Source organism: Mesorhizobium sp. CU3 (assembly GCF_006442965.1).
Lineage (GTDB): Bacteria > Pseudomonadota > Alphaproteobacteria > Rhizobiales > Rhizobiaceae > Mesorhizobium.
Map to the genome: position 1 here is coordinate 43,923 of NZ_VFWX01000005.1, position 25,955 is coordinate 69,877.

Consider the following 25,955-nt stretch of genomic DNA (forward strand, 5'->3'; position numbering starts at 1 on the left):
CAGTTGCTACTCGACGACAGTCCTATGGGCGGCAAGCACTTCGCCCAGCCGATCCTCGTCGACATCCGGACGCCTGACGAAGAACCGCAACTCGCCGACGCCGGCGACCGGCCGGGCAAAGTCTTCAATCACCCAGTAATAGGGCCGAATGTAATCATGGATCGCGATCGCCGCGTCCTGCGGCAGATAGGTCAGCGCCTGGAGAAAACAGGCCACGCGAAAACGTCCGTCGACCAGACAAAGATCATAGTCGCGAAAACCGGTGTGCAGGATCGCCTTCGAGTAGTTCCCGAAGAGGGGTAGTTTGGCAGTGTCGACCGGATAGCCCCAGTCCCCCACCGGACCGATGTCGACCGTCCGCAGACAGATATCCTTTCTCGACGGTCCGATTTCCCGGAGCACATTCGCCACCCAGGCCGGATCGCTGTCGACGCCATGGATCGTGCTTTTCACGAGTTTTGCCGCCAGGCATGTGCTGCCGCCGGTGCCGAACTCGAAATAGGCGGACGACCGCGCCAGAAACCTCTGGAACAGGTCAAGCTCCCGCCGTTCCATGCGAGGCTTGAACCGCCGCCGCCAATATGTCGTGGCCAGTGGCCGAACGATGTTCTGCAGCACGAAACTTCCTCAGCCGGTTCCGGGAGCGTGGCAGGTTTTGCGGTCGGAACTGCATCGGACGCAAGTCATAAATGGGTCGGCGCGAGTGAAAAACGTTGAAATCGCGTTCAAGCAGTTTTGCCGCTAGCCATCCGCCATGCTGAAGGTGCCCGCCCAGCCAGAACAGGACCGCTTGATCAAGGCGCAACTCAGCGCATACCTTCCCTGCGACTAGGGAGGGTGCGATGGATCTTTTCAAACTGGACGGCGGCGTAGCACTTGTGACGGGCGCAGGCAGCGGCATCGGCCAGGCGATCGCCATCGGGCTTGCCGAGGCCGGCGCCGACGTCGCTTGTTTCGGTCATGCCTCGAACGGCGGGCTTGAGGAGACGGCCGAGAGAATCAAGGCGCTTGGCCGCACAGCGCTGGTGCTCACCGGCAGCGTGACCTCCGAGACCGATTTGGCCACGGCGATAGACCGTGTCGAAGCCGAACTCGGCGCACTGACCGTCGCCGTCAACAATGCCGGCATTGCCGGTTCGGAAGCGGCCGAGACCATGCCGCTGGAAAAATGGCGCAAGGTGCATGAGGTCAATGTTGCGGGCGTGTTCCTGTCCTGTCAGGCGGAAGCGCGCGTCATGCTTCCGCGGCGCGCGGGCTCGATCATCAACATCGCTTCGATGTCGGGCAGCATCGTCAACCGCGGGCTGACGCAGGCGCATTACAACTCCTCGAAGGCGGCCGTCATCCACATGTCGAAGAGCCTCGCCATGGAGTGGGCGGACCGCGGCTTGCGCGTCAATGTCGTCAGCCCGGGCTACACGCTGACGCCGATGAACAAACGGCCCGAAGTGGCGGAGGAGATAAAGATCTTCAAGCGCGACACGCCGATGGGCCGCATGGCGGCGCCGGAGGAAATGGTCGGGCCGACCGTATTCCTGGCCAGCCGCGCGTCCAGCTTCGTGACCGGCCTCGACTTGATTGTCGATGGCGGCTACGTCTGCTGGTAGAACAATGGGGTGTCCTGCGAGACACCCCATAAATTGCTTCACGTGGGGAGTGTTGGCCTGAGCGGCTCCGCTATTCGGCCGCGACGCCCTTCACCGCGAGATAGCTTTCCATCGAATCGTCAAGCGCCTGCAGCCAGGGCGTATGATGGACCGGCGCCATCGTGCCGGTCATCAACGAGCGGTAGGCGTTGTCGCGGAAGGTCATGATGTTTTCCGCCTTGTGGTGCTCCCACTCCATGAAGGTGTGGTTGACCGCCTCGACATCGAAGCCGGGATAGTCGGTCTGATCCATCAGCTCCTTGGTGTAGTCACCCTGGAACCAGATCATCTGCTCGGCGTCTTCAAGCGTCTCCTCGCGCGCGCGCCATTTGGCGCTGTGCTCGGCCATCGCTTCGGCCGCGGGCAGCTTGATGCGGCCCATGATGACGTCGCGGGCGTACCAGGCCTGCGCGTCGAACATGTTGAAGGTGTAGAACTGGTCCTGCATGCCGATGTAGAACAATTTTGGATTCTTCTCCCAGACGACACCCTCATAGAGATCGAGCGGCCACATGCGGTTGGCGGTCTTGAGCTTGAGGTCGTCGGTCAGGAAGGGGAAGGAATGCAGATAGCCGGTGCACAGAATGATGGCGTCCACATCCTTGGTGGTGCCGTCCTTGAAATGTGCGGTCTTGCCGGTGACCTTCTGCAAGAGTGGCACTTCCTTCCAGTTCTCCGGCCATTTGAAGCCCATCGGCTTGGAGCGGTAGCTGGAGGTGATCGATTTGGCGCCGTATTTGTAGCACTGCGAACCGATGTCCTCGGCCGAGTAGGAGCGGCCGATGATCAAGATGTCCTTGCCCTTAAATTCCATCGCGTCGCGGAAGTCGTGGCTGTGCAGGATGCGGCCGTTGAAGGTGGGGAAGCCTTCAAAGAATGGTACGTTGGGCACGGAGAAATGGCCTGAGGCAACGACGACATTGTCGAACTCTTCCGAGTAGGTGACGTCGTTGGTTCGATCATGCGCTGTGACGGTGAATTTCTTCGTCGCGTCCGAGTAGGTCACCATGCGCACCGGACTGTTGAAGCGCACCCAGTCGCGCAGGCCGGATCTCTCGACGCGGCCCTTGATGTAGTCCCACAAAACGGCACGCGGCGGATAGGAGGCGATCGGCCGGCCGAAATGCTCCTCGAAGGTGTAGTCGGCGAATTCGAGGCACTCCTTCGGGCCGTTCGACCACAGATAGCGGTACATCGAGCCGTGCACCGGGTCGCCATGCTCGTCGAGGCCGGTGCGCCAGGTGTAGTTCCACAGCCCGCCCCAGTCGGACTGTTTCTCGAAGCAGACGACTTCCGGGATATCCGCGCCCTTGTCGGCGGCCGACTTGAAGGCCCTGAGCTGCGCCAGACCGGACGGTCCGGCACCGATGACGGCAACGCGAGATTTCATGGCGGGCCTCCTTTTTCGATTTCGACTTTTTCCTGTCGCAATTCCGGACGGAAAACCGTTCGACACTTTTCCTGGAATTGCTCCTACGAAACAAATTTCACTCACAGTGACAGTAATTGGGTCTTCGATGCTGTCAACAAACATCTGCGGCAACGGCGTTTGCGCGAAACGGTTTTTGTGCGCAAAGACGGCGGCGCTCGCCCGCAAGCCCGGGATAGCCTGCGACATACAGTGGCTTGTCGGGGCGGTTGCGCTCCTGTATCGCCACCGAATATGTTCACCTTGAGTGAAATAAATCCGCAGAGTCGGGGGGCGACATGGCGAAGAAGAGTTCCGATCCCAGGCCCGCCGAGGTGGCCGCCAAAGGCAAGGCGAAGCCTGTTTCGGCGGACGGGCGCACGATCCGCACGCCGCTGACGCAGAACCCGCACGCCATCCGCGACACGCGCGAAAAGGTGCTGGAGGTGGCGATCGGACACGAGGTGCGCGCCTTCCGCAAGAAGCTCGGCATCACCGTCGCCGATCTCGCTGCGGCGACCGACATTTCGCTCGGCATGCTGTCGAAGATCGAGAACGGCATCACCTCGCCGTCGCTGACGACGCTGCAGGCGCTATCGAGGGCATTGGGCGTTCCGGTGACCGCCTTTTTCCGCCGCTTCGAGGAGGAGCACAGCGCCGTCTTCGTCAAAGCCGGCCAAGGCGTCGATGTCGAGCGGCGCGGCACACGCGCCGGCCACCAGTACAATCTGCTCGGACATATAGGCGCTAACACCAGCGGCGTCGTGGTCGAGCCCTATCTCATCACGCTGACCGAGAATTCGGACGTGTTCCCGACTTTCCAGCATGCGGGCATGGAGTTCCTCTACATGCTCGAAGGCGAGGTCGTGTACCGGCACGGCAACAATCTCTACCCGATGAAGCCCGGCGACAGCCTGTTCTTCGACGCCGACGCGCCGCACGGACCGGAAGAGCTGACCAAGCTGCCGATGCGGTACCTGTCGATCATCTGCTATCCGCAGAACAGCGCTGGTTAGTCGGACCGCCGCAGCCCCCTCACCCGGATTGCCAAGGCCGAATTGCAAAGAGCAATTCGGGGCAATCCGACCTCTCCCCGAGGGGAGAGGAGATCGTCGGCGCCGGCGCCCCGCCTAATCCGGCCCGAAACCCGGTGAAGTCGCACTCCCATCATCGAGCTTCGACAGCCACTCCACCAGCGTCGGCCGATACCGCGTCAGGCCCTTATACGTCGCGAGTTCTTCCGGCAGGTCGCGGATGACGCGGTGCAGGCGGCGCGCCCATTTGGGCTGCGTCACCAGTTCGTCCATCTTGATCAAATAGCAGCGGATCGGGAAGACGATGCCGTTGGAGCGCGGCAGGCGCCAGAAGCTCTGCAATTCGACGCGCAGATGCACTTTCTGGCCGACATTCTCGGGCGTGACCGTGGCGCGGTCAGGACCCCATTTGTGGTAGTTCTCGGGGCTGGTGTCGAGGCGCGGATTGATCGTCATCGTCCAGTTGAGGCGCCTTGCCGGCTTGCCCTGTTGGATGTTGGTGAGGAACTTCAGCGCACGGATGAAGATGCCTTTCTCATGCGCCAGCGGCACCGGCGCGTGCCATTCGAAGAAGTTCATGCCGATGTCGAAATCGAGCGACCAGTCGGCCTGGGTGGTGACCATGCCGGCATCCATCCACAGATTGCCGTCACGCTGGTCGAGGATGCAGAAATCGCCCTGGCTCTGGCGGGTGATGTATTCCATCGGGCCATAGGGCAGCGTCGAGGTGTCGCCGAAGGTGAAGGTGTCGTCGATGCCGAGCGGCCGGTTGATCCAGCGCCAGCGGTCGCCGTCACGCTGCAGCGTGAAGTGTTCGGGATAGCCGAGCGCCTGCTGTTCCATCAGAAGCTCGAGCAGGTCCCAACCGGCCAAGGTCATATGCGGCAGCGACTGGCAGCGCAGCGGATCCTCGGCCAAGACCAAAGCGCGGTCCTGCATCTCGGCGACATAGTGCTCGTCGACGTCGATCAGGTTCTCCAGCACCGAGCCCTTCGGGCCGACGACATGCGGCTCGATGTTGACCGCATACATGTAGCTGTCTTCGTGGAACGGGAAGGGAAAGCGCCTGATGTGCTCCGGGCTGTTCTTGAAGGTATAGTCGTCGCGAAAGGTTTCCTTGCGAAAGGTGATGCCCATTGACGCCTCCTATCTTTCCAAGACCAGTGACTTGCCCTCGAAGCGCGAGACGCAAGGCATGATCTTGCAGCCGGAACGGTGGTCTTCCTCGCTCAGCCAGTGGTCGTTGTGGATGAACTTGCCGTCGTAGGAGATGACATTGGTCTCGCACTGGCCGCAGACGCCGCCGCGGCACAGATAAGGCGGATCGACGCCGGCGGCTTCGATCGCTTCGAGCAGGCTCTGCTGCTCGCCGACGCGGATCGTCTTGCCGCTGACGGCGAGCGTCACGTCGAAGGGCGCGCCGGGTTGGGGTGCCGCGAAATGCTCGAAATGCACGGTCTCCGGCGGCCAACCCAAGGCAGCGGCGCGGTCGCGCACCCAGTTGATCATGCCGGCCGGGCCGCAGACATAGAGATGCGTGCCGAGCGGCTGCGATGAGAGCAGACGATCGAGGTCGATGCGTTCCTCGCGATCGTCGTGATAGAGCTTCACCCGATTGCCGTGGCGCTGTTGCAGCACATCGGCATAGGTGCCGAGCGAAGCGGTGCGGCAGGTGTAGTGCAATTCGAAATTGCCGCCGGAACCGGCGAGCTGCGCGGTCTGCGCCATGAAGGGCGTGATGCCGATGCCGCCGGCCAGCATCAGGTGCTTCCTGGCTCTCAGATCGAGCGAGAACAAATTGACCGGATAGCTGATCACCATCTCCACGCCGGCATGGACGCGCCGGTGCATGAACAGCGAGCCGCCGCGGCCGACATCGTCGCGCCTGACCGATATCGTGTATTCGCGCGTATCGAGCGGCGAGCCCATCAGCGAATAGGGATTGAGCCTGGTGCGGTCGCCGTCGCGCATCTCGACCACGACATGGGCGCCGCCGGAAAAGGTCGGAAGCAACTCGCCGTCGCGGCGGCGGAAATGGAAGCGCGTGACCAGTTCGTTGACGGGAACGACGTCGCTGACGACGACATCGAGCTTGGTGGTGCCGGTGCTCATGGGAAGGCCTCCTCCATCGGAGGGTTCTCCGAGCGATCCTCGGCGTTGATGCACACGCCCTGGAAGGCGGCGAGGCGGCGCGAATAGTGGTCGCGCACCAGAAGCAGCAGGCCGCAATGCGCGCAGAGCGCAGGCTGCGTCGTCACATTCTCGGTGATGCCCTTGCAGTGCACGCACTGCATGCGCCGGGCGAGTGAGCCGCGATGCTCGGTCTGCATCGAGGTGTGGTCGATGCCGGCCTCAAGCGCTGCCTGCATCGCCTGGCCGATCAGGCCCTCAGTGCCGGCAAGGTAGAGCCGCAGGCCCATATGGGCGTTGGTCAACGTCTGCTTGAGTCGCGGCAACAGGCTGGCGAAAGACGGCGGCAGGTGCAGTTGCGCCGGCTTCAGCGCTTCGAGGGCAGCGACGTGCTTGCCCTCAGGGCCTGGAATGAAGACGATTTCGGCGCCGTCGAAAAAGCCGGGCGGCGCCTTGCCGGCCATGTCGGTGATCGCCAGCGCGCCTTCGGCGTCGGCGATGAAAAGATGGTGCTTGCCGGGCTGCGGAGAGAGCGTTCCGTAAATGGGCCGGCTGATGATCGTCTTGGCCATTCGTCCTTCGTGCCTCGAAACCCCTCCCGTTGATGATGCCTCAACCCTTGGCGGTGCGCTTGGTCTTTTTCGGATCGTCGAACGGCAGCGGCTGCGCCGTCGCCTTGATCGACCCGCTCTTGTTGCGGATTTCGAGCTTGGTGTCCTTGACCGCGCAGTCGACGTCGAGGCGGGCGATGCCCATCGATTTCTTGACCAGCGGCGAATACATGGCGCAGGTCACCACGCCGACCTGTTTGCCGTCGCGATAGACCGGCGCGCCTTCGTCCGCCGGCTCCTTGCCGTCGAGCAACACGCCATAGATCTTGAAGCGCTCCTTGCCCTTCAGCCGGTAGTGCTCCTCGGCGCCGCGGAAGCCGGTCTTGCCGGGGCTGACGGTGAAGTCGAGGCCGAGCTCCCACAGCGTGTCGCCGGGGCCTTCATTCTCGAACGGATATTTCTGCGAATTGTCATAGGGGTAGAACAGCAGGTAGCTTTCGACCCGCAGCATATCGAGCGTAGTGAAGCGGCAAGGGATGATGCCGGCGCTCTTGCCCTCGTCGAGGATCCTGTCCCAGACCGTGCCGGCGTCCTGGCCGCGGCAGAAGATCTCGTAGCCGCGCTCGCCGGTGTAGCCGGTGCGCGAGATCATCACCGGGAAACCGAACAGTTGCGTCTGCATGTGATGGAAATAGGGCAGATCGCGGATGCCCGGCACATGCTTTGCAAGATAGTCGACCGCGGTCGGCCCCTGCAGCGACAGGTCGTGCAGATTGTCGTCGAAGCGCAGCGACACGTCGCGGCCCATCGCCGCCCTCTGCAATTCCTCATGGCCGGTGCCCGAGCCATGCACGACCATCCAGGAGTTCGGGCTGATGCGATAAAGGATGCAGTCGTCGGTGAATTTGCCGGCCTCGTTCAGCATGCAGGCATAGGCCGACTTGCCCGGGTAGATCTTTTCGACGTCGCGGGTCGTGGCGAGGTCGATCAAATGCGAGGCGTGCGGCCCGGTGATGTGGATCTTCTTCAGGCCGGACACGTCCATCAGCCCGGCCTTGGTGCGGATGGCGATATATTCCTCGTCGGCGTCCTTGTTGTAGGTCCAGGCGGTGCCCATGCCGCTCCAGTCCTCGAGCTTCGAGCCGAGCGCGCGATGGCGATCCGCCAGGGTCGAGAATCTCCAGGATGCCGTCATCCGATCGTCCTCCTTGCGATTTTCAAGTCGTTGCTGTTCCCTGCTCCTGCTCGGTGGCGGAGCTTGGTCGAATATTGACCGCAAACGGCGGAGCGCTGCAATCCCCTTGAAGCAAATAATTTCATTGTCAGGCAAATTTGTTGACCTGAAACAAGCGGTTTACGGAGCGTAAATCCGGCTTGACAATCGCGAGATTCGGTCGGAATTTATGAAAAAAATTTCACTCTGTAGAAAGAGTGGATGCCCGGTCGATTTCGGGGCCGGACATCGAGAAAGGGGAAAACCGATGGCCGACCTTAAGCAGCGCATAGAAGCGCTGTACCGTTCCGACGTGCGCGGATCCGTGCTCCTGATCGTCTGCCTGTGGGCGACGATCCTTTTCGTCCTCTTGATGACATGGTCCTACATCCCCGACAGCGGGATCAAATTCGTTGTGGCGGTCGCGGCGGCCGCGGTGCTGATCTTCAACACCGCCGCCATCCTCGCCATGCTCAACCACTACAAGGAAGACAAGGACTTCATCTACGGGCTCGACATCAAGAATGCCGACGCGGCCCGCAACCGCAAATCCTGAGGGGTAAAGAGATGCCGCGCTATACACCGCCGGAGCAGAGCAAGGTCGGGCAAATCTTCGACATCGCGGTCGTGGTGGTCGCCATTTTCGTGGCGCTCTGGCTGCCGCTGAAACTGGGGCTGGCGGGCGCCGCCAAATCGATCGACGCGCTCGACACCAAGACCTGGGACTCGCTCGGCCAGAACGCGACGATGGCATCGATCTGGGAAAAGCTCGGCTACACGCCCGAGACTGCCCACGACGTCATCCGCAACCATTTCCATTACATCATCGACTGGCCGACGCTGATCATCATGGCGGTCGTGCTGATCGGCTATTTCGTCTTCCTGTTCCGCGCCTCCGATCGCGAATATCGCGAGGTGATCAACGAGAAGTTCGAAGATAAGTAATCCGGGGAAAAAACCATGTGGATGGGACTGTCTTACGTTTGCTGGGGCATCTCGGCCGTGCTTGCGCTGTGGATGCTCTACGACTGGTTCAAAGTCGACACGACCTACTCCGAGGAGACGCTGACCTCCTCGCGCGAAGGCGAGCTTGAAGCCGTTTCCGAAACACACCGGATCTGAGTGGGGACTGAGCAATGACGGCTGCGGTCGAAACGGGAAAGACGACGACAATCCACGGTGACAGGGTCTCGCTGCTTCGAGTGCTCGGGCCGGCCCATGTCTGGGCACTCGGCGTCGGCATCGTGCTGGTCGGCGAATTCACCGGCTGGAATTTTTCAGCCGACAAGGGCGGCGCGCTGGCGGCACTGATCGTCTGCTGGATCGTCGGACTGCTTTATACTTCGGTCGCGATGATCGATTCCGAGGTAACGTCGACCGTCGCCGCCGCCGGCGGCCAGTATGCACAGGCCAAGCACATCGTCGGCCCGCTGATGGCCTTCAACGTGGCGCTGTTCCTGGTGTTTGCCTACACAATGCTGGAAGTGTCGGACGCGATCCTGCTCGGCGACACCATCGTCGCCAAGGCCGGCGTCGAAGGGCTGACGCACAATTCCTTCATCGCCGCCACCATCGTGGTGCTCGCCTGGCTCAACTATCGCGGCGTCCTCATGACGCTCAACGTCAATTTCGTCATCACCGCAATCGCCTATGTCTCGATCGTCATCCTGTTCTTCTCGGTCAGCCCGTGGACGCAAGGCGCGGTGCTGAAGCTCAACGAGTTGGTCACGCCCGGCAACGCGCTGCCCTATGGCTGGATCGGCGTCATCGCCGCCTTCCAGTTCGGCATCTGGTATTATCTCGGCATCGAAGGCACCACGCAGGCCGCGGAGGAAGTGCGCTCGCCGGCGCGCTCGCTGCCCTACGGCACCATGGCTGGCATGATCACGCTTCTGATCGCCGCCGCCATGACCTGGTATGTTTGTGCCTCGATGATGCCGTGGGAGTATCTCGGCATCACCTATTACCCGCTTTGGGACGCCGGCAAGCTGAGCGGCAGCCCGCTGCTCGAAGAGCTTTTGTTCGTCGCGACACTGCTGTCGGCGCTTGCTTCGGCCAATGGCTGCATCAACGATGCGGCGCGCGCCTGGTTCTCGCTTGGACGCGACCGCTATCTGCCGAGCTGGTTTTCGGCGGTGCATCCGAAGTATCGCACACCCTACCGTTCGATCCTGTTCCTGCTGCCGATCGCGCTGGCTTTCGCCTTCATCGCCGACCTCAACCAGGCGATCACCTTCTCGATCCTGTCGGGCGTGCTGCAATACACGTTCATGAGCATCAACATCATGATGTTCCGCAAGAAGTGGCCGCTGGGCACGATCCGCCGCGGCTACACGCACCCCTTCCATCCGCTGCCGGCAATCGTGCTGTTCTGCCTGTGCGTGGTGACCTTCTTCGCCATCTTCCTCGGCTTCGGCTCACAGCTGATCGCGATGACGATCTTCTATTTCCTGATCTCGCTGTGGTTCCACTTCTACCGCTACAAATTCGTGCGCCGCGGCGACCAGTTCACCATGCCGTGGCCGAAGCCGCAGGGCTATTGAACGGAAAGAACGGCTTGCTCCAAAGCAGGGCAAGTCGCAGTGTGACGGGATGTCCGAGTTGGCGTCAGTGTTGTTTGCCGGGGCGATCGCGCTTGCCGTCGTCCTTCATCTCGCATGGCTCGCGCGCGCCAGCCGCAAGCGCGCCGACGCGGCGCGCGAAGCCGACACGGCGAATGTCCGCGCAACAATAGCCGACGCCGTCGATGTCTCGGACGGCACGGCCGGTGTCGCCACCTGGGCCGGGACATGGGACGGTCAGCGCGCGCAAGTGCGCACCATCGTCGACACGCTGGCGACCCGGAAACTGCCGACACGCTGGCTGAGCGTGTCGATCACCGAGCCGGTGGCGGTGCCAGGCACTTTCGACATGATGATGAGGCCGGGCTCGGCCACCACCTTCTCCAATTTCGACCATCTGCCGCACACGCTGCCGAAGACCACTGCCCTTCCCGCCGAGGCCGTGCTGCGGACCGATCGCCGGGGCGTTGCCTTCCCGCAGGAGCTGATCGCCGCGCATGCCGGAATATTTGCCGAAAGCCGCGCCAAGGAATTGCTGATCACGCAGAAGGGCGTGCGCATCGTCTGGCTGCTGGCCGAGGCCGAGCGCGCGCGCTACGGCGTGTTCCGGCAGGCCGCGTTCAACAACACGGCCATCGATCCGGCCTTGATCGAAAAGCTGCTGGAAGCGACGTCGGCGCTTCGCGCGGCTATCAACCAGCGCGAAAGGCAAGCAGCATGACCGATACCCCTGCCCCCGCGAACCCCTACCTCGTGCTTGGCGCCGCGATCGTTCTGCCGGCCAGCGGCCATGTCGTGCTCGGCATTCCGGTGCGCGGGCTGCAGTTCCTGTTCTTCATGGTGATCTTCGGCTGGGTGACGACGAAAGTGGCGCCTGCGGACGCCAGCTTCATCGGCCGTCATGCCGGCGGCTTCCTGATCTATGCGCTGTCGATCCTCGATGCCTACAGGATTGCCCGCATCCGCCATGCCGTCTGGGTTCACAAGGCGAGCCCGGACGGCGATAGTGCCGCAGGCGATGCACCTTCGAACATATAATCTCAGGAAAATTTCTTTCATGCCATTGAATTAAGCAAACGCATTCGTTACAGCATCTTCAGAGCCCACAAACGTCGGAGGCTAACATGTGCGGAATCGTCGGACTTTTCCTAAAGGACAAGGCGCTGGAGCCGAAGCTCGGTGCGATGCTGTCGGAGATGCTGGTGTCGCTCAGCGACCGCGGGCCGGACAGCGCCGGCATCGCCATCTATGGCGCAACCACCGGCAATGAAGCCAAGATCACCATCCAGTCGGCCAAGCCCGATCGCGACTTCCGCGGCCTCGATGCCGAGCTCGCCAAGGCGATCGGCGCGCCGGTGAGCATTGCGGTCAAGTCGACGCATGCGGTCATCCGCAGCACGCCCGACAAGGTCGACGCCGCGCGCGAGGCGCTGCAAACGCTGCGGCCGGACGTGCGCATCATGGGCGCCGGCGAGGCGGTCGAGATCTACAAGGAAGTCGGACTGCCGGAAGCCGTCGTCGAGCGCTTCGACGTGCGCGCGATGACCGGCACGCATGGCATCGGCCATACCCGCATGGCAACGGAATCGGCGGTGACCACGATGGGCGCGCATCCGTTCTCGACGGGCGCCGACCAATGCCTGGTGCATAACGGCTCGCTCTCCAACCACAACAATGTGCGCCGCGAGCTGATCCGCGACGGCATGAAATTCGAAACCGAGAACGACACCGAAGTGGCGGCCGCCTACCTCTCCAACCGGATGGCGCATGGCAAGAATCTCGGCGAGGCGCTGGAGGGCACGCTCTCCGACCTCGACGGCTTCTTCACCTTCGTCGTCGGCACCAAGAACGGCTTCGGCGTGGTGCGCGACCCGATCGCCTGCAAGCCGGCCGTCATGGCCGAGACCGACCAATATGTCGCCTTCGGCTCCGAATATCGCGCGCTGACCAAACTGCCCGGCATCGACAATGCGCGGGTCTGGGAACCGGAGCCCGCAACCGTCTATTTCTGGGAGCATTGAGCCGATGCCGGCAACTAACGTGTCCAAGGCCGAGCGAGAGCAGAGCCATAGTCAACCGTCACGCGTCTTCGACCTCGCCGAACATTCACTGCGCGAGTTGAACCAGGCGCTGCACAAGCTGGCGCCGGGTTCGAACGAAACCGCCTGGGAGGTGCTCCATCCCAGGGGGAGCCATTCGGTCGCCGTCGGCGTCGACCAGCCGGTCTCGATCGATGTACGCGGCAGCGTCGGCTATTATTGCGGCGGCATGAACGACGGCGCGGCGATTACCGTGCACGGTTCGGCCGGCCCGGGCGTCGGCGAGAACATGATGTCGGGCCAGATCGTCATCAAGGGCGACGCCAGCCAATATGCCGGCGCCACCGGCAAGGGCGGCCTCTTGGTCATCGAGGGCAATGCTTCCTCGCGCTGCGGCATCTCGATGAAAGGCATCGACATCGTCGTGCACGGCAATATCGGCCACATGTCGGCCTTCATGGCGCAGTCCGGCAATCTCGTGGTGTTGGGCGATGCCGGCGATGCGCTGGGCGATTCCATCTACGAGGCGCGGCTCTTCGTGCGCGGCAAGGTCGAGAGCCTCGGCGCCGACTGTATCGCCAAGGAGATGCGGCCGGAACACATCGAATTGCTGCAGGGCCTGCTCGACCGCGCCGGCGCCACCGGCGTCAAGGCGTCCGAGTTCAAGCGCTACGGCTCGGCCCGCAAGCTCTACAATTTCAACATCGACAACGCCGACGCGTATTGAGGGACGATGACTTACCGCAACCCGCCGACGACGCCGCGCAAATCCGCGACCTTCGACGACTATACGCTTTCCGAAATCCGCCGCGCTGCCGCCACCGGCATCTATGATATCCGCGGCGCCGGCGCCAAGCGCAAGCTGCCGCATTTCGACGACCTGCTCTTCCTCGGCGCCTCGATCTCGCGCTATCCGCTGGAAGGCTATCGCGAGCGCTGCGACACCAGCGTTGTGCTCGGCTCGCGCCACGCCAAGAAGCCGATCGAATTGAAGATCCCGATCACCATCGCCGGCATGAGCTTCGGCTCGCTCTCCGGTCCGGCCAAGGAAGCGCTGGGACGCGGCGCGACACTCTCCGGCACCTCGACCACCACCGGCGACGGCGGCATGACCGAGGAGGAGCGCGGCCATTCCAAGCAGCTTGTGTATCAGTACCTGCCATCGCGCTACGGCATGAACCCGCGCGATTTGCGCCGCGCCGACGCGATCGAAGTGGTCGTCGGCCAGGGCGCCAAGCCGGGCGGCGGCGGCATGCTGCTCGGACAAAAGATCTCCGACCGCGTCGCCGAGATGCGCACGCTGCCCAAGGGCATCGACCAGCGCTCGGCCTCGCGCCATCCCGACTGGACCGGGCCGGACGATCTCGAAATCAAGATCCTCGAGCTGCGCGAAATCACCGACTGGGAAAAGCCGATCTACGTCAAGGTCGGCGGCGCTCGTCCCTATTACGACACGGCACTTGCGGTGAAGGCCGGCGCCGATGTCGTGGTGGTCGACGGCATGCAGGGCGGCACCGCCGCCACCCAGGAGGTGTTCATCGAGAACGTCGGCCAGCCGACGCTCGCCTGCATCAGGCCGGCGGTGCAGGCGCTGCAGGACCTGGGCATGCACCGCAAGGTCCAGCTGATCGTCTCCGGCGGCATCCGCAACGGCGCCGATGTCGCAAAGGCGCTGGCGCTCGGCGTCGATGCCGTCTCAATCGGCACGGCCGCACTTGTGGCGCTCGGCGACAACGATCCGCGCTGGGAGGCGGAGTACAATGCGCTCGGCAGCACCGCCGGCGCCTATGACGACTGGCACGAGGGCCGCGACCCGGCCGGCATCACCACGCAGGACCCCGAGCTGATGAAGCGGGTCGACCCTATCGCCGCAGGCCGGCGGCTGGCGAACTACCTGAAGGTGATGACGCTGGAAGCGCAGACGATTGCGCGGGCCTGCGGCAAGAACAGCCTGCACAATCTCGAGCCCGAGGATCTCGTCGCGCTCACCATCGAAGCCGCCGCCATGGCCGGCGTGCCGCTTGCCGGCACCAACTGGATACCGGGGAAGAACGGCTTCTAAGACACACCGAACCACCAGCATTGTACATACGCGAGGGAACTACATAAATGGGGAACGATCTCGCCGCTTTCGCCAAGCAGAAGGGCGTCAAGTATTTCATGGTCTCCTACACCGACCTTTTCGGTGGGCAGCGCGCCAAGCTGGTGCCTGCGCAGGCGATCGCCGACATGCAGAAGGACGGCGCCGGCTTTGCCGGTTTCGCCACATGGCTGGACATGACGCCGGCGCATCCGGACATGCTGGCGGTGCCGGACCCGGATTCGGTGATCCAGTTGCCGTGGAAGCCGGAGGTCGCTTGGGTTGCGGCCAACTGCATCATGGAAGACAAGGAAGTCGACCAGGCGCCGCGCAACACGCTGAAGCGGCTGATCGCGGAAGCCGCCAGCGACGGCATGCATGTCAAAACCGGCGTCGAGGCCGAGTTCTTCCTGATCTCGCCGGACGGCAGCGCCATCTCCGACCAATACGACACGGCCTCAAAGCCCTGCTACGACCAGCAAGCGGTGATGCGGCGCTATGACGTGATCGCAGAGATCTGCGACCACATGCTGTCGCTCGGCTGGGGCGCCTACCAGAACGACCACGAGGACGCCAACGGCCAGTTCGAGATGAACTGGGCCTTCGACGACGTGCTGGCTACCGCCGACAAGCACTCCTTCTTCAAGTTCATGGTCAAGTCCGTTGCGGAAAAACATGGGCTGCGCGCGACTTTCATGCCGAAGCCATTCCAGGGCCTGACCGGCAATGGCTGCCACGTCCATATTTCGGTCTGGGACAAGGCCGGCAAGACCAACGTCTTCGCCGACAATGCGATGGAGCTCGGCCTTTCCGCCAAGGGCAAGAATTTCCTCGGCGGCATCATGAAGCATGCCTCGGCGCTCGCCGCCATCACCAATCCGACGGTGAATTCCTACAAGCGCATCAACGCGCCGCGCACCATCTCCGGCGCCACATGGGCGCCGAACACGGTGACCTGGACCGGCAACAACCGCACTCACATGGTGCGCGTGCCCGGCCCCGGCCGTTTCGAGCTGCGCCTGCCGGACGGCGCGGCCAACCCCTATCTCTTGCAGTCGGTGATCATCGCTGCAGGCCTCGACGGCATCCGTTCCAAGGCGGATCCCGGCAAGCGCTACGACATCGACATGTACCAGTATGGCCACACGGTGAAGGGCGCGCCGAAACTGCCGCTGAACCTGCTCGACGCGCTGCGCGAGTTCGACAAGGACAAATCGCTGAAGGCGGCGCTGGGTGAAGAATTCTCGTCGGCTTACCTAAAGCTGAAGCACCAAGAATGGAATTCCTATGCTTCGCACTTCACGCAGTGGGAGCGCGACCACACGCTGGACATTTAGCGCATCGGACCGAAAAGTGTGGCACGGTTTTCGGACAAATCCGATGCGCCACTAAAAGTCCCAGCGGCGCGAGCGATCCCGGAATGAGCTTATGAAATATTCGATCTTCTCGCTCGCCCGCGCCGCCCTTTCCGGCCACAAGACCTGGAAGCCGACTTGGCGCGACGCAGCACCCAAGGATCGCTACGACGTGGTGATCATCGGCGGCGGCGGCCACGGGCTGGCGACGGCCTGGTTCCTCGCCAGCGAGTTCGGCATCCGCAACGTCGCGGTGCTGGAGAAGGGCTGGATCGGCTCCGGCAATGCCGGCCGCAACACCACCATCATCCGCTCCAATTACGGCCTGCCCGGCAATACCGGCTTCTACGAACTGTCGATGAAGCTGTGGGAGACGATGGAGCAGGATCTCAACTACAACGCCATGGTCAGCCAGCGCGGCGTGTTGAACCTCTATCATTCCGACGCGCAGCGCGACGCCTTCGCTCGGCGCGGCAACACGATGCGCATCAACGGCATCGACGCCGAACTGCTAGACCAGGCGGCGCTGCGCAAGATGATGCCCTTCCTCAATTTCGAGAATGCGCGCTTCCCGATCCAGGGCGGGCTGCTGCAGCGGCGCGGCGGCACGGCGCGGCATGACGCCGTGGTCTGGGGCTACGCCCATGCGGCGAGCGAACTCGGCGTCGACATCATCCAGAACTGCGAAGTCACCGGTTTTGTCAGGGATGGCAACGGCAAAGTGACAGGGGTCGAAACCTCGCGTGGAAAAATCGGCGCGGGCAAGGTCGGCATGGCGGTGGCGGGCTCCTCCTCGCGCGTCGCGGCGATGGCGGGGCTTCGGCTGCCGATCGAAAGCCATGTGCTGCAGGCCTTCGTATCGGAAGCCATCAAGCCGCTGCTGCCCAATGTCATGACCTTCGGCGCCGGGCATTTCTATGTCAGCCAGTCCGACAAGGGCGGCCTGGTCTTCGGCGGCGACATCGACGGCTACAATTCCTATGCCCAGCGCGGCAATTTGCCGGTAGTCGAGGATGTTTGCGAGGGCGGCATGGCGCTGATCCCGATGATCGGCCGCGTGCGGCTGTTGCGCCAATGGGGCGGCATCATGGACATGTCGATGGACGGCACGCCGATCATCGACATGAGCCCGGTCGAGGGCCTCTATATCAACGCCGGCTGGTGTTATGGCGGCTTCAAGGCAACGCCCGGCTCGGGCTTCGTCTTCGCCCATCTTCTGGCGCGCGACCAATCGCACAAGGAGGCCGCCCGCTTCCGCCTGGACCGCTTCCAGCGCGGCGCCATGATCGACGAGAAGGGCCAGGGCGCCCAACCGAACCTGCACTGAGGACGGGCACAGTCAATGCGTATCACCTGTCCCTTCTGCGGCGAACGCGAACTCGGCGAGTTCACCTATCTCGGCGACGCCAAGCCGCAGCGCCCCGTGGCCGACGCAGGCGAGGAGGCCGTCTACGACTATGTCTATCTGCGCGACAACGTCGCCGGGGTGATGAGCGAACACTGGTATCATAGCGGCGGCTGCCGGGCCTGGCTCAAGGTCACGCGCAACACGCTGACGCATGAGATTTCGGCCGTCGAGCCGGCGGCGGGCGCCGGCGCCGCCAAGGTCGGTGCGTGATGGCTGCGGACCAGGCAAACCGTCTCGCGTCCGGCGGCCTCATCGACCGCTCGGCATCGCTGAATTTCCGCTTCGACGGCAAGAGTTTTTCCGGCTTCAAGGGCGACACGCTGGCTTCCGCGCTGGTCGCTAACGGCGTCAAGCTGGTCGGCCGGTCGTTCAAGTATCACCGGCCGCGCGGCATTCTCACCGCCGGCTCGGAAGAGCCGAACGCGCTGGTCGAGTTGCGCAGCGGCGCACGGCGCGAGCCGAACACCAAGGCGACGACGGCCGAGCTTTATGACGGCCTCGAAGCCGCCAGCCAGAACCGCTGGCCGTCGCTCAATTTCGACGTCATGGCGGTCAACCAGCTGTTTGCGCCGATCTTTGTCGCCGGCTTCTACTACAAGACCTTCATGTGGCCGGCGAAATTCTGGGAAGCGATCTACGAGCCGGCGATCCGCCGTGCCGCCGGCCTCGGCCGCGCCGCCCAGGTTTCCGATCCCGACCACTATGACAAAGCCTGGGCGCATTGCGATGTGGTGATCGCAGGGTCAGGACCCGCCGGTCTCGCCGCCGCGCTCGCGGCAGGCCGCAGCGGTGCGCGCGTCATCCTGTGCGAAGAGGATTTCGTCCCCGGCGGCAGGCTGCTTGCCGATGGCGGCACCATCGACGGGCTGCCGGCCTCGGAATGGGTTGCGCGCACGCTTGCCGAACTCGCCGCGATGCCGGATGTGCGCATCATGACGCGCACGACTTTGTTCGGCGTGTATGACGGGGGCACCTATGGCGCGATCGAGCGCGTCAACGACCATCTGCCGATGCCGCCGGAACACCAGGTGCGCCAGCGGCTGTGGCGCATCGTGGCCAAGCGTTGCGTAGTAGCTGCCGGCGCGATCGAACGCCCGATCGTCTTTGCCGGCAACGACACGCCGGGCGTGATGATGGCGTCGGCGATGCGCAGCTACATCAGCCGCTACGCCGCGACGCCGGCGAAACGCATCGCGCTCTTCACCAACAACGAGGATGGCTGGCGCACCGCCGAGACGGCGATTGCCGCCGGACTGCAAGTGGCGGCGGTGATCGATGCGCGGCCGGACGTTTCGCCGGCGCATCGCTCGCTTGCCAGCAAGGGCGGCTTCCCGGTGCTGCACGGTTCCGTCGTCGGCGTCAACGGCGGCAAGAACGGCGTGCGCAAGATTTCGGTGTCGTTGACCGGCGGCGCCCGCGCCGAAGTCGAGGCCGACGGACTAGCTGTGTCCGGCGGCTGGAACCCGGCTGTCGGCCTCACCTCCTATCATCGCGGCCGGCCGAAATGGCGCGACGACATCGCCGCCTTCGTGCCGGATGGCGCGCCGCCCGGGATGGTCGCGGCGGGCGCGGCCAATGGTGCCTTCGGCCTCGGCGCCTGCCTGCGCGAAGGGTTCGAGGCAGGTGCTGCGGCCGCACGCGATGCCGGGCGCAGCGGCAATGTCGGCTCCATGCCGGTCGCCGACGACGAGGCTTTCTCGCTGACGCCGCTCTGGCATGTCGCCGGCAAGGGCAAGGCCTTCGTCGACCAGCAGCACGACGTCACCGCTTCCGATGTCGAGCTGGCGCAGCGCGAGGGTTTTGAATCCGTCGAGCACCTGAAGCGCTACACGACGCTCGGCATGGCGACCGACCAGGGCAAGACGTCGAATGTCGCCGGCCTCGCCATCATGGCGGCGGTCAGCGGCAAATCGATTCCCGAGACCGGCACGACGATCTACCGGCCGCCCTATGTGCCGGTCGCAATCGGCGCCTTCGCCGGCCACCATCGCGACGAAAACTTCCACGCGACGAGGCTGACGCCGTCGCATCACTGGGCGGCCGAACAGGGCGCTGTCTTCGTCGACACCGGCCTGTGGAAGCGCGCGCAATGGTATCCGCGCCCCGGCGAGAAGGACTGGCTGGAATCGGTGACGCGCGAGGTCAATGCGGTGCGATCCGGCGTCGGCTTCTGCGATGTCTCGACACTCGGCAAGATCGACGTGCACGGCCCTGACGCCGGCGCCTTCCTCGATCGCGTCTACATCAACGCCTTCTCCAGCCTCCCCGTCGGCAAGGCGCGCTACGGACTGATGCTGCGTGAGGACGGCATCGTCTATGACGACGGCACCACGTCGCGGCTGGCCGAGGACCATTATTTCCTGACCACCACGACGGCCAAGGCGGGGCTGGTGATGCAGCATCTGGAATTCTGCCGCCAGGTGCTGTTCCCCGAGCTCGACGTGCAGCTGACCTCGGTTTCGGACCAGTGGGCGCAGTTCTCGATCGCCGGCCCGAAGACGCGCGATCTCTTGAGGGAGATCGTTGATCCGGCGGAAGACCTGTCGAACGAAGGCTTCCCGTTCATGGGCGCGCGCGAGGTCGCGCTGCGCGGCGGCCTGAAGGCCAGGCTGTTCCGCATCTCCTTCTCCGGGGAGATGGCGTTCGAGATTTCGGTGCCGGCGCGCTACGGCGAAGCGATGGCGCGCAACCTGATGATCGCGGGAAAGCCGTTCGGCGTGACGCCTTACGGCACCGAAGCGCTCGGCGTGATGCGCGTCGAAAAGGGCCATGTCGCCGGACCGGAGCTCAACGGCACCACCACGGCGGGCGATCTCGGCCTCGGCAAGATGATGTCGACCAAGAAGGATTTTATCGGCCGCGTCATGGCGGGCCGCGAGGCGCTGGTCGCGCCGGACCGGCAGGTCGTCGTCGGCATCAAGCCGGTCGACAAGGCGCGGCGACTCCGCTCCGGCGCGCATATCATCCCGAAGGGCGAGACACCCGGGCCGGACAACGACCGGGGCTATGTCACGTCGGTCTGCTTCTCGCCCGTGCTCGACCAGTGGATCGGGCTCGGTCTGGTCGAACGCGGCCGCGAGCGGATCGGCGAGATCGTGCATGCGCATGACCCGCTGCGCGGCGAGGACTATGATGTCGAACTCTGCAATCCCGTCTTCTACGATCCGGATGGAGGGCGCCAGCGTGGCTGATTTTTCCTGGGACGTCCGCAGCCCGCTCGACCGCGCGCTGGTCGCGGGACCGTATGGCGCGCAAGGCGAAGCCGGCGTGACGCTGACCGAGATCCGCAATTTCGACCTCGTGCAGGTGATGGCGCGTCGCGGCAAGGCGGGCGAGATGGCGAAGGCCGCGAAGACGCGCTTCGGCGTCGCAGCGCCGGATAAGCCGGAGGCGGTCGGCGCTGCGGATGCGACGCTGATCTGGTCTGGACCGGATCAGTTTCTTGTGCTGTCCAAGGGTGGCAAGCATACGATCGAAGCGCTCGGACCGATCTTTGCCGGTTCGGCTTCGCTGTCCGACCAATCGCATGCGCGGGCGTTGATCAGCGTTTCAGGTGAGAAGGCGCGCGCGATGCTGGCAAAGCTCTCGTCGATCGATTTGCACCCCGATGTGTTCGGCGTAGGCGCGGCAGCGGCGACCTCGATGGATCACACCAGCGTCACGCTGTGGCGCGGCGCGGATCGGGGCGGACAAGCGGCGTTCAATCTCCTGGTGTTCGCGACTTTTGCCGAAAGCCTGTGGCACACCATTCTCGATTCCGCTGCGGAGTATGGCGTGACGATCGGCCATTCCGAGGAGTTTTAGATCACCAATCGGAGATGTCGGCGCTGCCCCTCATCTGCCTGCCAGCCCCTTCTCCCCGTATAGTGACGGGGAGAAGGGGCTGGCCGCAACGCCGGCGCCCAATCTCCTGCGTTGGCGATTGGCGAAATCGGCGGCGGCAGCGCCCTTCGCCCCGCTTACGGGGAGAAGATGGCGGCAGCCAGATGAGGGGCAGCGCCGACGTTCGAAAAATAAGCATGCTGGCAAAATCAGCCTGCGGCGATCGCACCGAGAGCGCCACCCCTGCCTTGCCAAACGCCATCTGACTGCTATTCTCTCAACGAAAATAATTTTACCTCTAGGCAAACTTGTTTCTCGCCCGGAGGAGGGTTTGAGATGAGCCAATCGCCCTACCCTGCCGTCGTGTCCGGGCCACCCAAGCCCAGCCTCATCCTGCGACCCGGCCAGATTGCGCTGCCGCCAGGGCTCGAGCGCTACACGGTGCAAGGCAATGGCGCGGTGCTGATCGACGTCGAGCCCGGCGACAGCGTCAGCGTCACCAATGTCGAAGGCGGCCAACCTTGCGAGTTGCTGGCCTGGGACAAGTCAGGCGTCACCGATCCGAGCATCTTTGGCGAGCGTTCGAACAGCAATGCGGCCGGCATCAAGGCGCTGCTCGTCGAGGGCGACGACAGCCTTGCGGCGCTGCGGCTCAGCCTCGAGCGGCGCAAGGTACAGCTAGACCAGCCGAAAGCCGTGCGCGTGTTCGGCGGCGCGACGCCGGCCGGCACCGAGCAGAGCTTCGCCGTCGCTCGCGACGGCGCGCTGCTGGTCGCGGCGCCAGGCGGGCCGATGCTGGTCGACGGCCACAACACCGCGACGCCGCTGACCGTGATCGTGCGCCGCGCCACGATCCGGCTGAAGACGAGAGGGCAGCTTGCCGATCCACTTGCCGATCCGGTACTCGATCTTCGGGTGAAATCGGCAACCGCCGAATCCTATTTCGTTAAGGCGGGCGACTATCTGCAGATCATCGATGTCGACGGCCGGCAGTGCACCGACTTCCAGTGTTTTTCAGCGCGCAAGCTCGACAAGGGCCGCGACCTGCCGCTCGATGTGACGACCACGCGTACGCTGATGGGCGCTGCCTATCCGATGCCCGGCCTGCATTCGAAATATTACGACCAGGACATGGAGCCGCTGGTCGAGGTGGTGCAGGACACATGCGGTCGGCACGACGCCTTCGCGCTCGCCTGCGCGGCCAAATATTACGACGACATCGGCTATCCCGGCCACACCAACTGCTCGGAGAATTTCAACGGCGCGCTGGCCGACAAAGGTGTCACGCCCCGCGCCGGCTGGATGGCGATCAACTTCTTCTTCAACACGGCGATCGACGCGCATGGCGTGATGGTGTCGGACGAGCCGTGGTCTCGCCCAGGCGACTATGTGCTCCTGCGCGCGCTTACCGACATCGTCTGCGTGTCCTCGGCCTGCCCGGACGACACTACGCCCTCCAACGGCTGGGACCTCACCGACATCCATGTGCGAACCTATTCCGGCCAGCACAAATTCTCGCGAGCGATCGCCAGACGCATGACACCCTATTCGGAACCGAAGATGACCCGCGAGACCGCCTTTCATTCGAGCTTTGCCAAGCACACGCGCGACTTCGTCGAATATCGCGGCTATTGGCTCGGCAACTCCTTCGCCAAGGAGGGCGCCATCGCCGAATACTGGGCCTGCCGGCAGGATGCGGTGATCATGGACCTGTCGCCGCTGCGCAAGTTCGAGGTCACCGGACCCGATGCCGAAGTGCTGCTGCAATACACGCTGACCCGCGATGTCAAGAAGCTCGGTGTCGGCCAGGTCGTCTACACGGCGATGTGCTACGAGCATGGCGGCATGATCGACGACGGTACGCTGCTTCGGCTCGGCAAGGACAATTTCCGTTGGGTCGGCGGCGACGATCTGTCCGGCGAATGGCTGCGCGAGACCGCCAAGAAGCTCGGCCTCAACGTGCTGGTGCGCTCGTCCACCGACCAGATGCACAACATCGCCGTGCAGGGACCGAAGAGCCGCGACATCCTGAAGGAGGTCGTCTGGACCTCGCCGGTGCAGCCCTCGATCGGCGAGCTCGAATGGTTCCGTTTCGCGGTCGCCCGCATCGGCGGCGGCAACGGCGTGCCGGTCGTGGTCTCGCGCACCGGCTATACGGGTGAACTCGGCTACGAGATCTGGTGTCATCCGCGCGACGCCGAAAAGGTGTTCGACGCGGTCTGGGAAGCCGGCCAGCCGCATGGGCTGAAGCCGATGGGCCTGCAGGCGCTCGACATGGTGCGCATCGAAGCGGGGCTGATCTTCGCCGGTTACGAGTTCTCGGACCAGACCGATCCGTTCGAGGCCGGCATCGGCTTCACCGTGCCCTTGAAGACTAAGGCGGACGACTTCATCGGCCGAGACGCGCTGATCCGGCGCAAGGAGCATCCGCAGCACAAGCTGGTCGGTCTCGACATCGACGCCAACATCCCGGTCGGCCATGGCGACTGCGTGCATGTCGGCCGCGCCCAGATCGGCGTCGTCACCTCCGGCATGCGTTCACCGGCGCTCGGCAAGAATATCGCGCTGGCCAGGCTCGACGTCACCCATGCCGCGATCGGCACGGAGGTCGAGATCGGCAAGCTCGACGGCCATGCCAAGCGGCTGCCGGCGCGAGTCGTCGCCTTCGCGCATTACGATCCGCAGAAGGCCAAGCCGCGTTCCTGATACGCCTCCCAAGGCGATGTCCGCCCCGTCGCCGGCCGCCACCGGCGACGGGCGCTCGAAGTTTCGCAAGCGTGATGTGCACGACATTCACAAAATGCTTGACGCGAAAGCGCGCCGGATCAATGTTCACTGTTAAGAAAAAAATACGACTGAGTGGAAACACGACAGCGGTGACTGATGTTTGCCGGGGGACAAGCTTCGCGAAGCCGAAGCGACACCGGCGGGGAACAGCAAAAAGGGGAAGACAAACATATGAGCACGATAAGCACGGCCCTGGAGCAGCCTGCCGAAAGCAAGCTGCTCAGGCATATCGACTGGCGTGGTGCCTTCTGGGTGGCGAGCGGCGTTCCAGCGCTGGTCCTGTTCTCGATCGGCGGCATTGCCGGCACGACCGGAACGCTGGCCTTCCTGATCTGGACGGTGTCCATGATCATGGGTTTCCTGCAGTCCTTCACCTATGCCGAGATCGCCGGCCTGTTCCCGAACAAGTCGGGCGGCGCCTCGATCTACGGCGCCACCGCCTGGCTGCGTTACTCGAAATTCATCGCGCCGCTGTCGGTGTGGTGCAACTGGTTCGCCTGGTCGCCGGTGTTGTCGCTCGGCTGCTCGATCGCCGCCGCCTATATCCTCAATGCGCTGGCGCCGATCCCGGTGTTCAGCGACACATCGCCGGAGGTCGTCGCCTATATCGCCGCGCATGCCGGAACCGCGCCGGCCGACGCCATCGCCGCGGTAACCGCCGCCGCGACGCCGGCGATCCGCAACTGGACGCTGTGGGGCCATACGCTGGGTCCGGTGTCCTTCACGCTCAACGCCACCTTCTTCATCGGCGCTGTGCTGATGCTGATCATCTTCGCGATCCAGCATCGCGGCATCCTCGGCACGGCCAACGTGCAGAAATACATCGGCCTTTTGGTCATCATCCCGATGCTGATCGTCGGCGTCGTGCCGATCGTCACCGGCCAGATCAACTACGCCAACTTTTCGCCACTGGTGCCGCTGGCCGCAGCCTACGCGCCTGACCCCGGCTCGTGGAACATCGCCGGCTGGACCTTGGTGCTCGGCGGCATGTTCATCGCCGCATGGTCGACCTACGGCTTCGAGACCGCCGTCTGCTACACGTCGGAGTTCAAGAACCCCGGCACCGACACCTTCAAGGCGATCTTCTATTCCGGCCTGCTCTGCATGCTTCTGTTCATCCTGGTGCCCTTCACTTTCCAGGGCGTGCTGGGCCTGAACGGCATGCTGGCGACGCCGATCGTCGACGGCTCGGGCGTCGCCGACGCGCTGGCCGGCATGGTTCATGGCGGCAAGATCATCCACAGCCTCTTGGTGATGCTGATGATCCTGGCGCTGGTGCTGTGCATCATGACCGCGATGGCCGGCTCCTCGCGCACGCTCTACCAGGGCTCGGTCGACGGCTGGCTGCCGCGCTATCTCAGCCACGTCAACGAGCATGGCGCGCCGACCCGTGCGATGTGGACCGACCTCTGCTTCAACCTGATCGTGCTGGCCATCGCCTCGGCCGACGCGACGAGCTTCTTCTTCATCCTCGCCGTGTCGAACTGCGGCTACATCATCTTCAACTTCCTGAACCTCAATGCCGGCTGGATCCATCGCATCGACAACGGCCATATCAACCGTCCATGGCGGGCGCCGACCTGGCTGCTCGGCATCGGCGCGATCTTCGCCTATGTCAATGCGATCTTCATGGGCGCCGGCGCCAAAGTGTGGAACCCGATGGCGCTGTGGGCCGGCCTGATCACCGCGGCGCTGATCATCCCGGTGTTCTGCTTCCGCCACTACATCCAGGACGGCGGCAAGTTCCCCGAACACATGCTGGCCGATCTCGGCATGGCGGGCGCCGATCTCTCGGTCAAGAAGGCCGGCATGCTGCCCTACCTTACATTGATTGCAGGCGTGATCGTGATGCTGGTAGCCAACTGGATATTCGTCATCTGAGAGCCAAGGCTAGAAGAGAAGCGGGCGCGCTTAGGCGCGC

At 63.7% G+C, this 25,955-nt stretch carries 24 protein-coding genes; 18 read left to right on the forward strand and 6 right to left on the reverse strand.

What is annotated here, in order from left to right; genetic code table 11:
• Nucleotides 1-6: 6 nt before the first annotated feature.
• On the reverse strand, nt 7-618 hold the full coding sequence (locus tag FJ988_RS09530) for a hypothetical protein (protein ID WP_140816853.1): 612 nt from the start codon (nt 616-618) through the stop codon (nt 7-9).
• A gap of 224 nt (nt 619-842) precedes the next feature.
• Between FJ988_RS09530 and FJ988_RS09535 the strand changes: the two genes are divergently transcribed.
• The gene (locus tag FJ988_RS09535) at nt 843-1,607 is read left to right on the forward strand and encodes an SDR family oxidoreductase (RefSeq protein WP_140816855.1); all 765 of its coding nucleotides are present in this window, start codon (nt 843-845) and stop codon (nt 1,605-1,607) included.
• A gap of 70 nt (nt 1,608-1,677) precedes the next feature.
• On the opposite strand, the gene FJ988_RS09540 is transcribed toward FJ988_RS09535, so the two are convergent.
• Nucleotides 1,678-3,036: an NAD(P)-binding domain-containing protein gene (locus tag FJ988_RS09540; RefSeq protein ID WP_140816857.1), complete on the reverse strand. Its 1,359-nt coding sequence runs from the start codon at nt 3,034-3,036 to the stop codon at nt 1,678-1,680.
• 317 nt (nt 3,037-3,353) lie between these two features.
• Here FJ988_RS09540 and FJ988_RS09545 point away from each other — a divergent pair, with 317 nt between their 5' ends.
• Nucleotides 3,354-4,070, forward strand: coding sequence for a helix-turn-helix domain-containing protein (locus FJ988_RS09545; protein ID WP_140816859.1), 717 nt, complete (start codon nt 3,354-3,356; stop codon nt 4,068-4,070).
• Nucleotides 4,071-4,184: 114 nt separating this feature from the next.
• On the opposite strand, the gene FJ988_RS09550 is transcribed toward FJ988_RS09545, so the two are convergent.
• The 4 genes from FJ988_RS09550 to FJ988_RS09565 are packed head-to-tail and all read right to left on the reverse strand — an operon-like array spanning nt 4,185 to nt 7,964.
• The gene (locus FJ988_RS09550) at nt 4,185-5,225 is read right to left on the reverse strand and encodes a DUF3445 domain-containing protein (protein WP_140816861.1); all 1,041 of its coding nucleotides are present in this window, start codon (nt 5,223-5,225) and stop codon (nt 4,185-4,187) included.
• Between the two features lie 9 nt (nt 5,226-5,234).
• The gene (locus FJ988_RS09555; RefSeq protein ID WP_140816863.1) at nt 5,235-6,200 is read right to left on the reverse strand and encodes a PDR/VanB family oxidoreductase; all 966 of its coding nucleotides are present in this window, start codon (nt 6,198-6,200) and stop codon (nt 5,235-5,237) included.
• Nucleotides 6,197-6,790, reverse strand: a complete 594-nt coding sequence (locus tag FJ988_RS09560; protein WP_140816865.1) for a dimethylamine monooxygenase subunit DmmA family protein — start codon at nt 6,788-6,790, stop codon at nt 6,197-6,199. The genes FJ988_RS09555 and FJ988_RS09560 overlap by 4 nt, the downstream gene beginning before the upstream one ends.
• Before the next feature lie 40 nt (nt 6,791-6,830).
• Nucleotides 6,831-7,964 carry an aminomethyltransferase family protein gene (locus tag FJ988_RS09565; RefSeq protein WP_140816867.1) on the reverse strand — a complete coding sequence of 378 codons (1,134 nt, stop codon included), beginning with the start codon at nt 7,962-7,964 and terminating at the stop codon, nt 6,831-6,833.
• Nucleotides 7,965-8,250: 286 nt separating this feature from the next.
• On the opposite strand from FJ988_RS09565, the gene FJ988_RS09570 reads away from it, so the two are divergent.
• From FJ988_RS09570 to FJ988_RS09645, 16 genes are all read left to right on the forward strand, one after another.
• On the forward strand, nt 8,251-8,538 hold the full coding sequence (locus FJ988_RS09570) for a hypothetical protein (RefSeq protein WP_140816869.1): 288 nt from the start codon (nt 8,251-8,253) through the stop codon (nt 8,536-8,538).
• Nucleotides 8,539-8,549: 11 nt separating this feature from the next.
• Nucleotides 8,550-8,927, forward strand: coding sequence for a hypothetical protein (locus FJ988_RS09575; RefSeq protein WP_140816871.1), 378 nt, complete (start codon nt 8,550-8,552; stop codon nt 8,925-8,927).
• Between the two features lie 15 nt (nt 8,928-8,942).
• A complete protein-coding gene (locus tag FJ988_RS09580; protein WP_140816873.1) occupies nt 8,943-9,104 on the forward strand; it encodes a hypothetical protein in 162 nt (53 codons plus the stop codon).
• A gap of 14 nt (nt 9,105-9,118) precedes the next feature.
• Entirely contained in the window at nt 9,119-10,525 is a 1,407-nt protein-coding gene (locus tag FJ988_RS09585) for an APC family permease (RefSeq protein WP_140816875.1), read from the forward strand.
• A gap of 49 nt (nt 10,526-10,574) precedes the next feature.
• Nucleotides 10,575-11,264, forward strand: coding sequence for a hypothetical protein (locus FJ988_RS09590; protein ID WP_181183481.1), 690 nt, complete (start codon nt 10,575-10,577; stop codon nt 11,262-11,264).
• Nucleotides 11,261-11,581: a hypothetical protein gene (locus tag FJ988_RS09595; RefSeq protein WP_140816877.1), complete on the forward strand. Its 321-nt coding sequence runs from the start codon at nt 11,261-11,263 to the stop codon at nt 11,579-11,581. The genes FJ988_RS09590 and FJ988_RS09595 overlap by 4 nt, the downstream gene beginning before the upstream one ends.
• 86 nt (nt 11,582-11,667) lie before the next feature.
• The gene (locus FJ988_RS09600) at nt 11,668-12,564 is read left to right on the forward strand and encodes a glutamine amidotransferase family protein (RefSeq protein WP_140816879.1); all 897 of its coding nucleotides are present in this window, start codon (nt 11,668-11,670) and stop codon (nt 12,562-12,564) included.
• A 4-nt stretch (nt 12,565-12,568) separates the two neighbouring features.
• Entirely contained in the window at nt 12,569-13,309 is a 741-nt protein-coding gene (locus tag FJ988_RS09605) for a GXGXG domain-containing protein (RefSeq protein WP_140816881.1), read from the forward strand.
• A 6-nt stretch (nt 13,310-13,315) separates the two neighbouring features.
• Complete coding sequence (locus FJ988_RS09610) at nt 13,316-14,644, forward strand: FMN-binding glutamate synthase family protein (RefSeq protein ID WP_140816883.1); 1,329 nt, start codon at nt 13,316-13,318, stop codon at nt 14,642-14,644.
• 47 nt (nt 14,645-14,691) lie between these two features.
• Complete coding sequence (gene glnT / locus FJ988_RS09615) at nt 14,692-15,999, forward strand: type III glutamate--ammonia ligase (RefSeq protein ID WP_140816885.1); 1,308 nt, start codon at nt 14,692-14,694, stop codon at nt 15,997-15,999.
• Nucleotides 16,000-16,090: 91 nt separating this feature from the next.
• Nucleotides 16,091-17,344, forward strand: a complete 1,254-nt coding sequence (locus FJ988_RS09620; RefSeq protein WP_140816887.1) for a sarcosine oxidase subunit beta family protein — start codon at nt 16,091-16,093, stop codon at nt 17,342-17,344.
• A 15-nt stretch (nt 17,345-17,359) separates the two neighbouring features.
• Nucleotides 17,360-17,635, forward strand: coding sequence for a sarcosine oxidase subunit delta (locus FJ988_RS09625; protein ID WP_140816889.1), 276 nt, complete (start codon nt 17,360-17,362; stop codon nt 17,633-17,635).
• On the forward strand, nt 17,635-20,616 hold the full coding sequence (locus FJ988_RS09630; RefSeq protein ID WP_140816891.1) for a sarcosine oxidase subunit alpha: 2,982 nt from the start codon (nt 17,635-17,637) through the stop codon (nt 20,614-20,616). Before FJ988_RS09625 ends, FJ988_RS09630 begins: the two co-directional genes overlap by 1 nt.
• Complete coding sequence (locus FJ988_RS09635; RefSeq protein ID WP_140816893.1) at nt 20,609-21,229, forward strand: sarcosine oxidase subunit gamma; 621 nt, start codon at nt 20,609-20,611, stop codon at nt 21,227-21,229. Before FJ988_RS09630 ends, FJ988_RS09635 begins: the two co-directional genes overlap by 8 nt.
• Before the next feature lie 354 nt (nt 21,230-21,583).
• Entirely contained in the window at nt 21,584-23,953 is a 2,370-nt protein-coding gene (locus tag FJ988_RS09640; RefSeq protein WP_140816894.1) for a DUF1989 domain-containing protein, read from the forward strand.
• Between the two features lie 252 nt (nt 23,954-24,205).
• Nucleotides 24,206-25,915, forward strand: coding sequence for an APC family permease (locus FJ988_RS09645; RefSeq protein WP_140816895.1), 1,710 nt, complete (start codon nt 24,206-24,208; stop codon nt 25,913-25,915).
• Nucleotides 25,916-25,955: the final 40 nt, after the last annotated feature.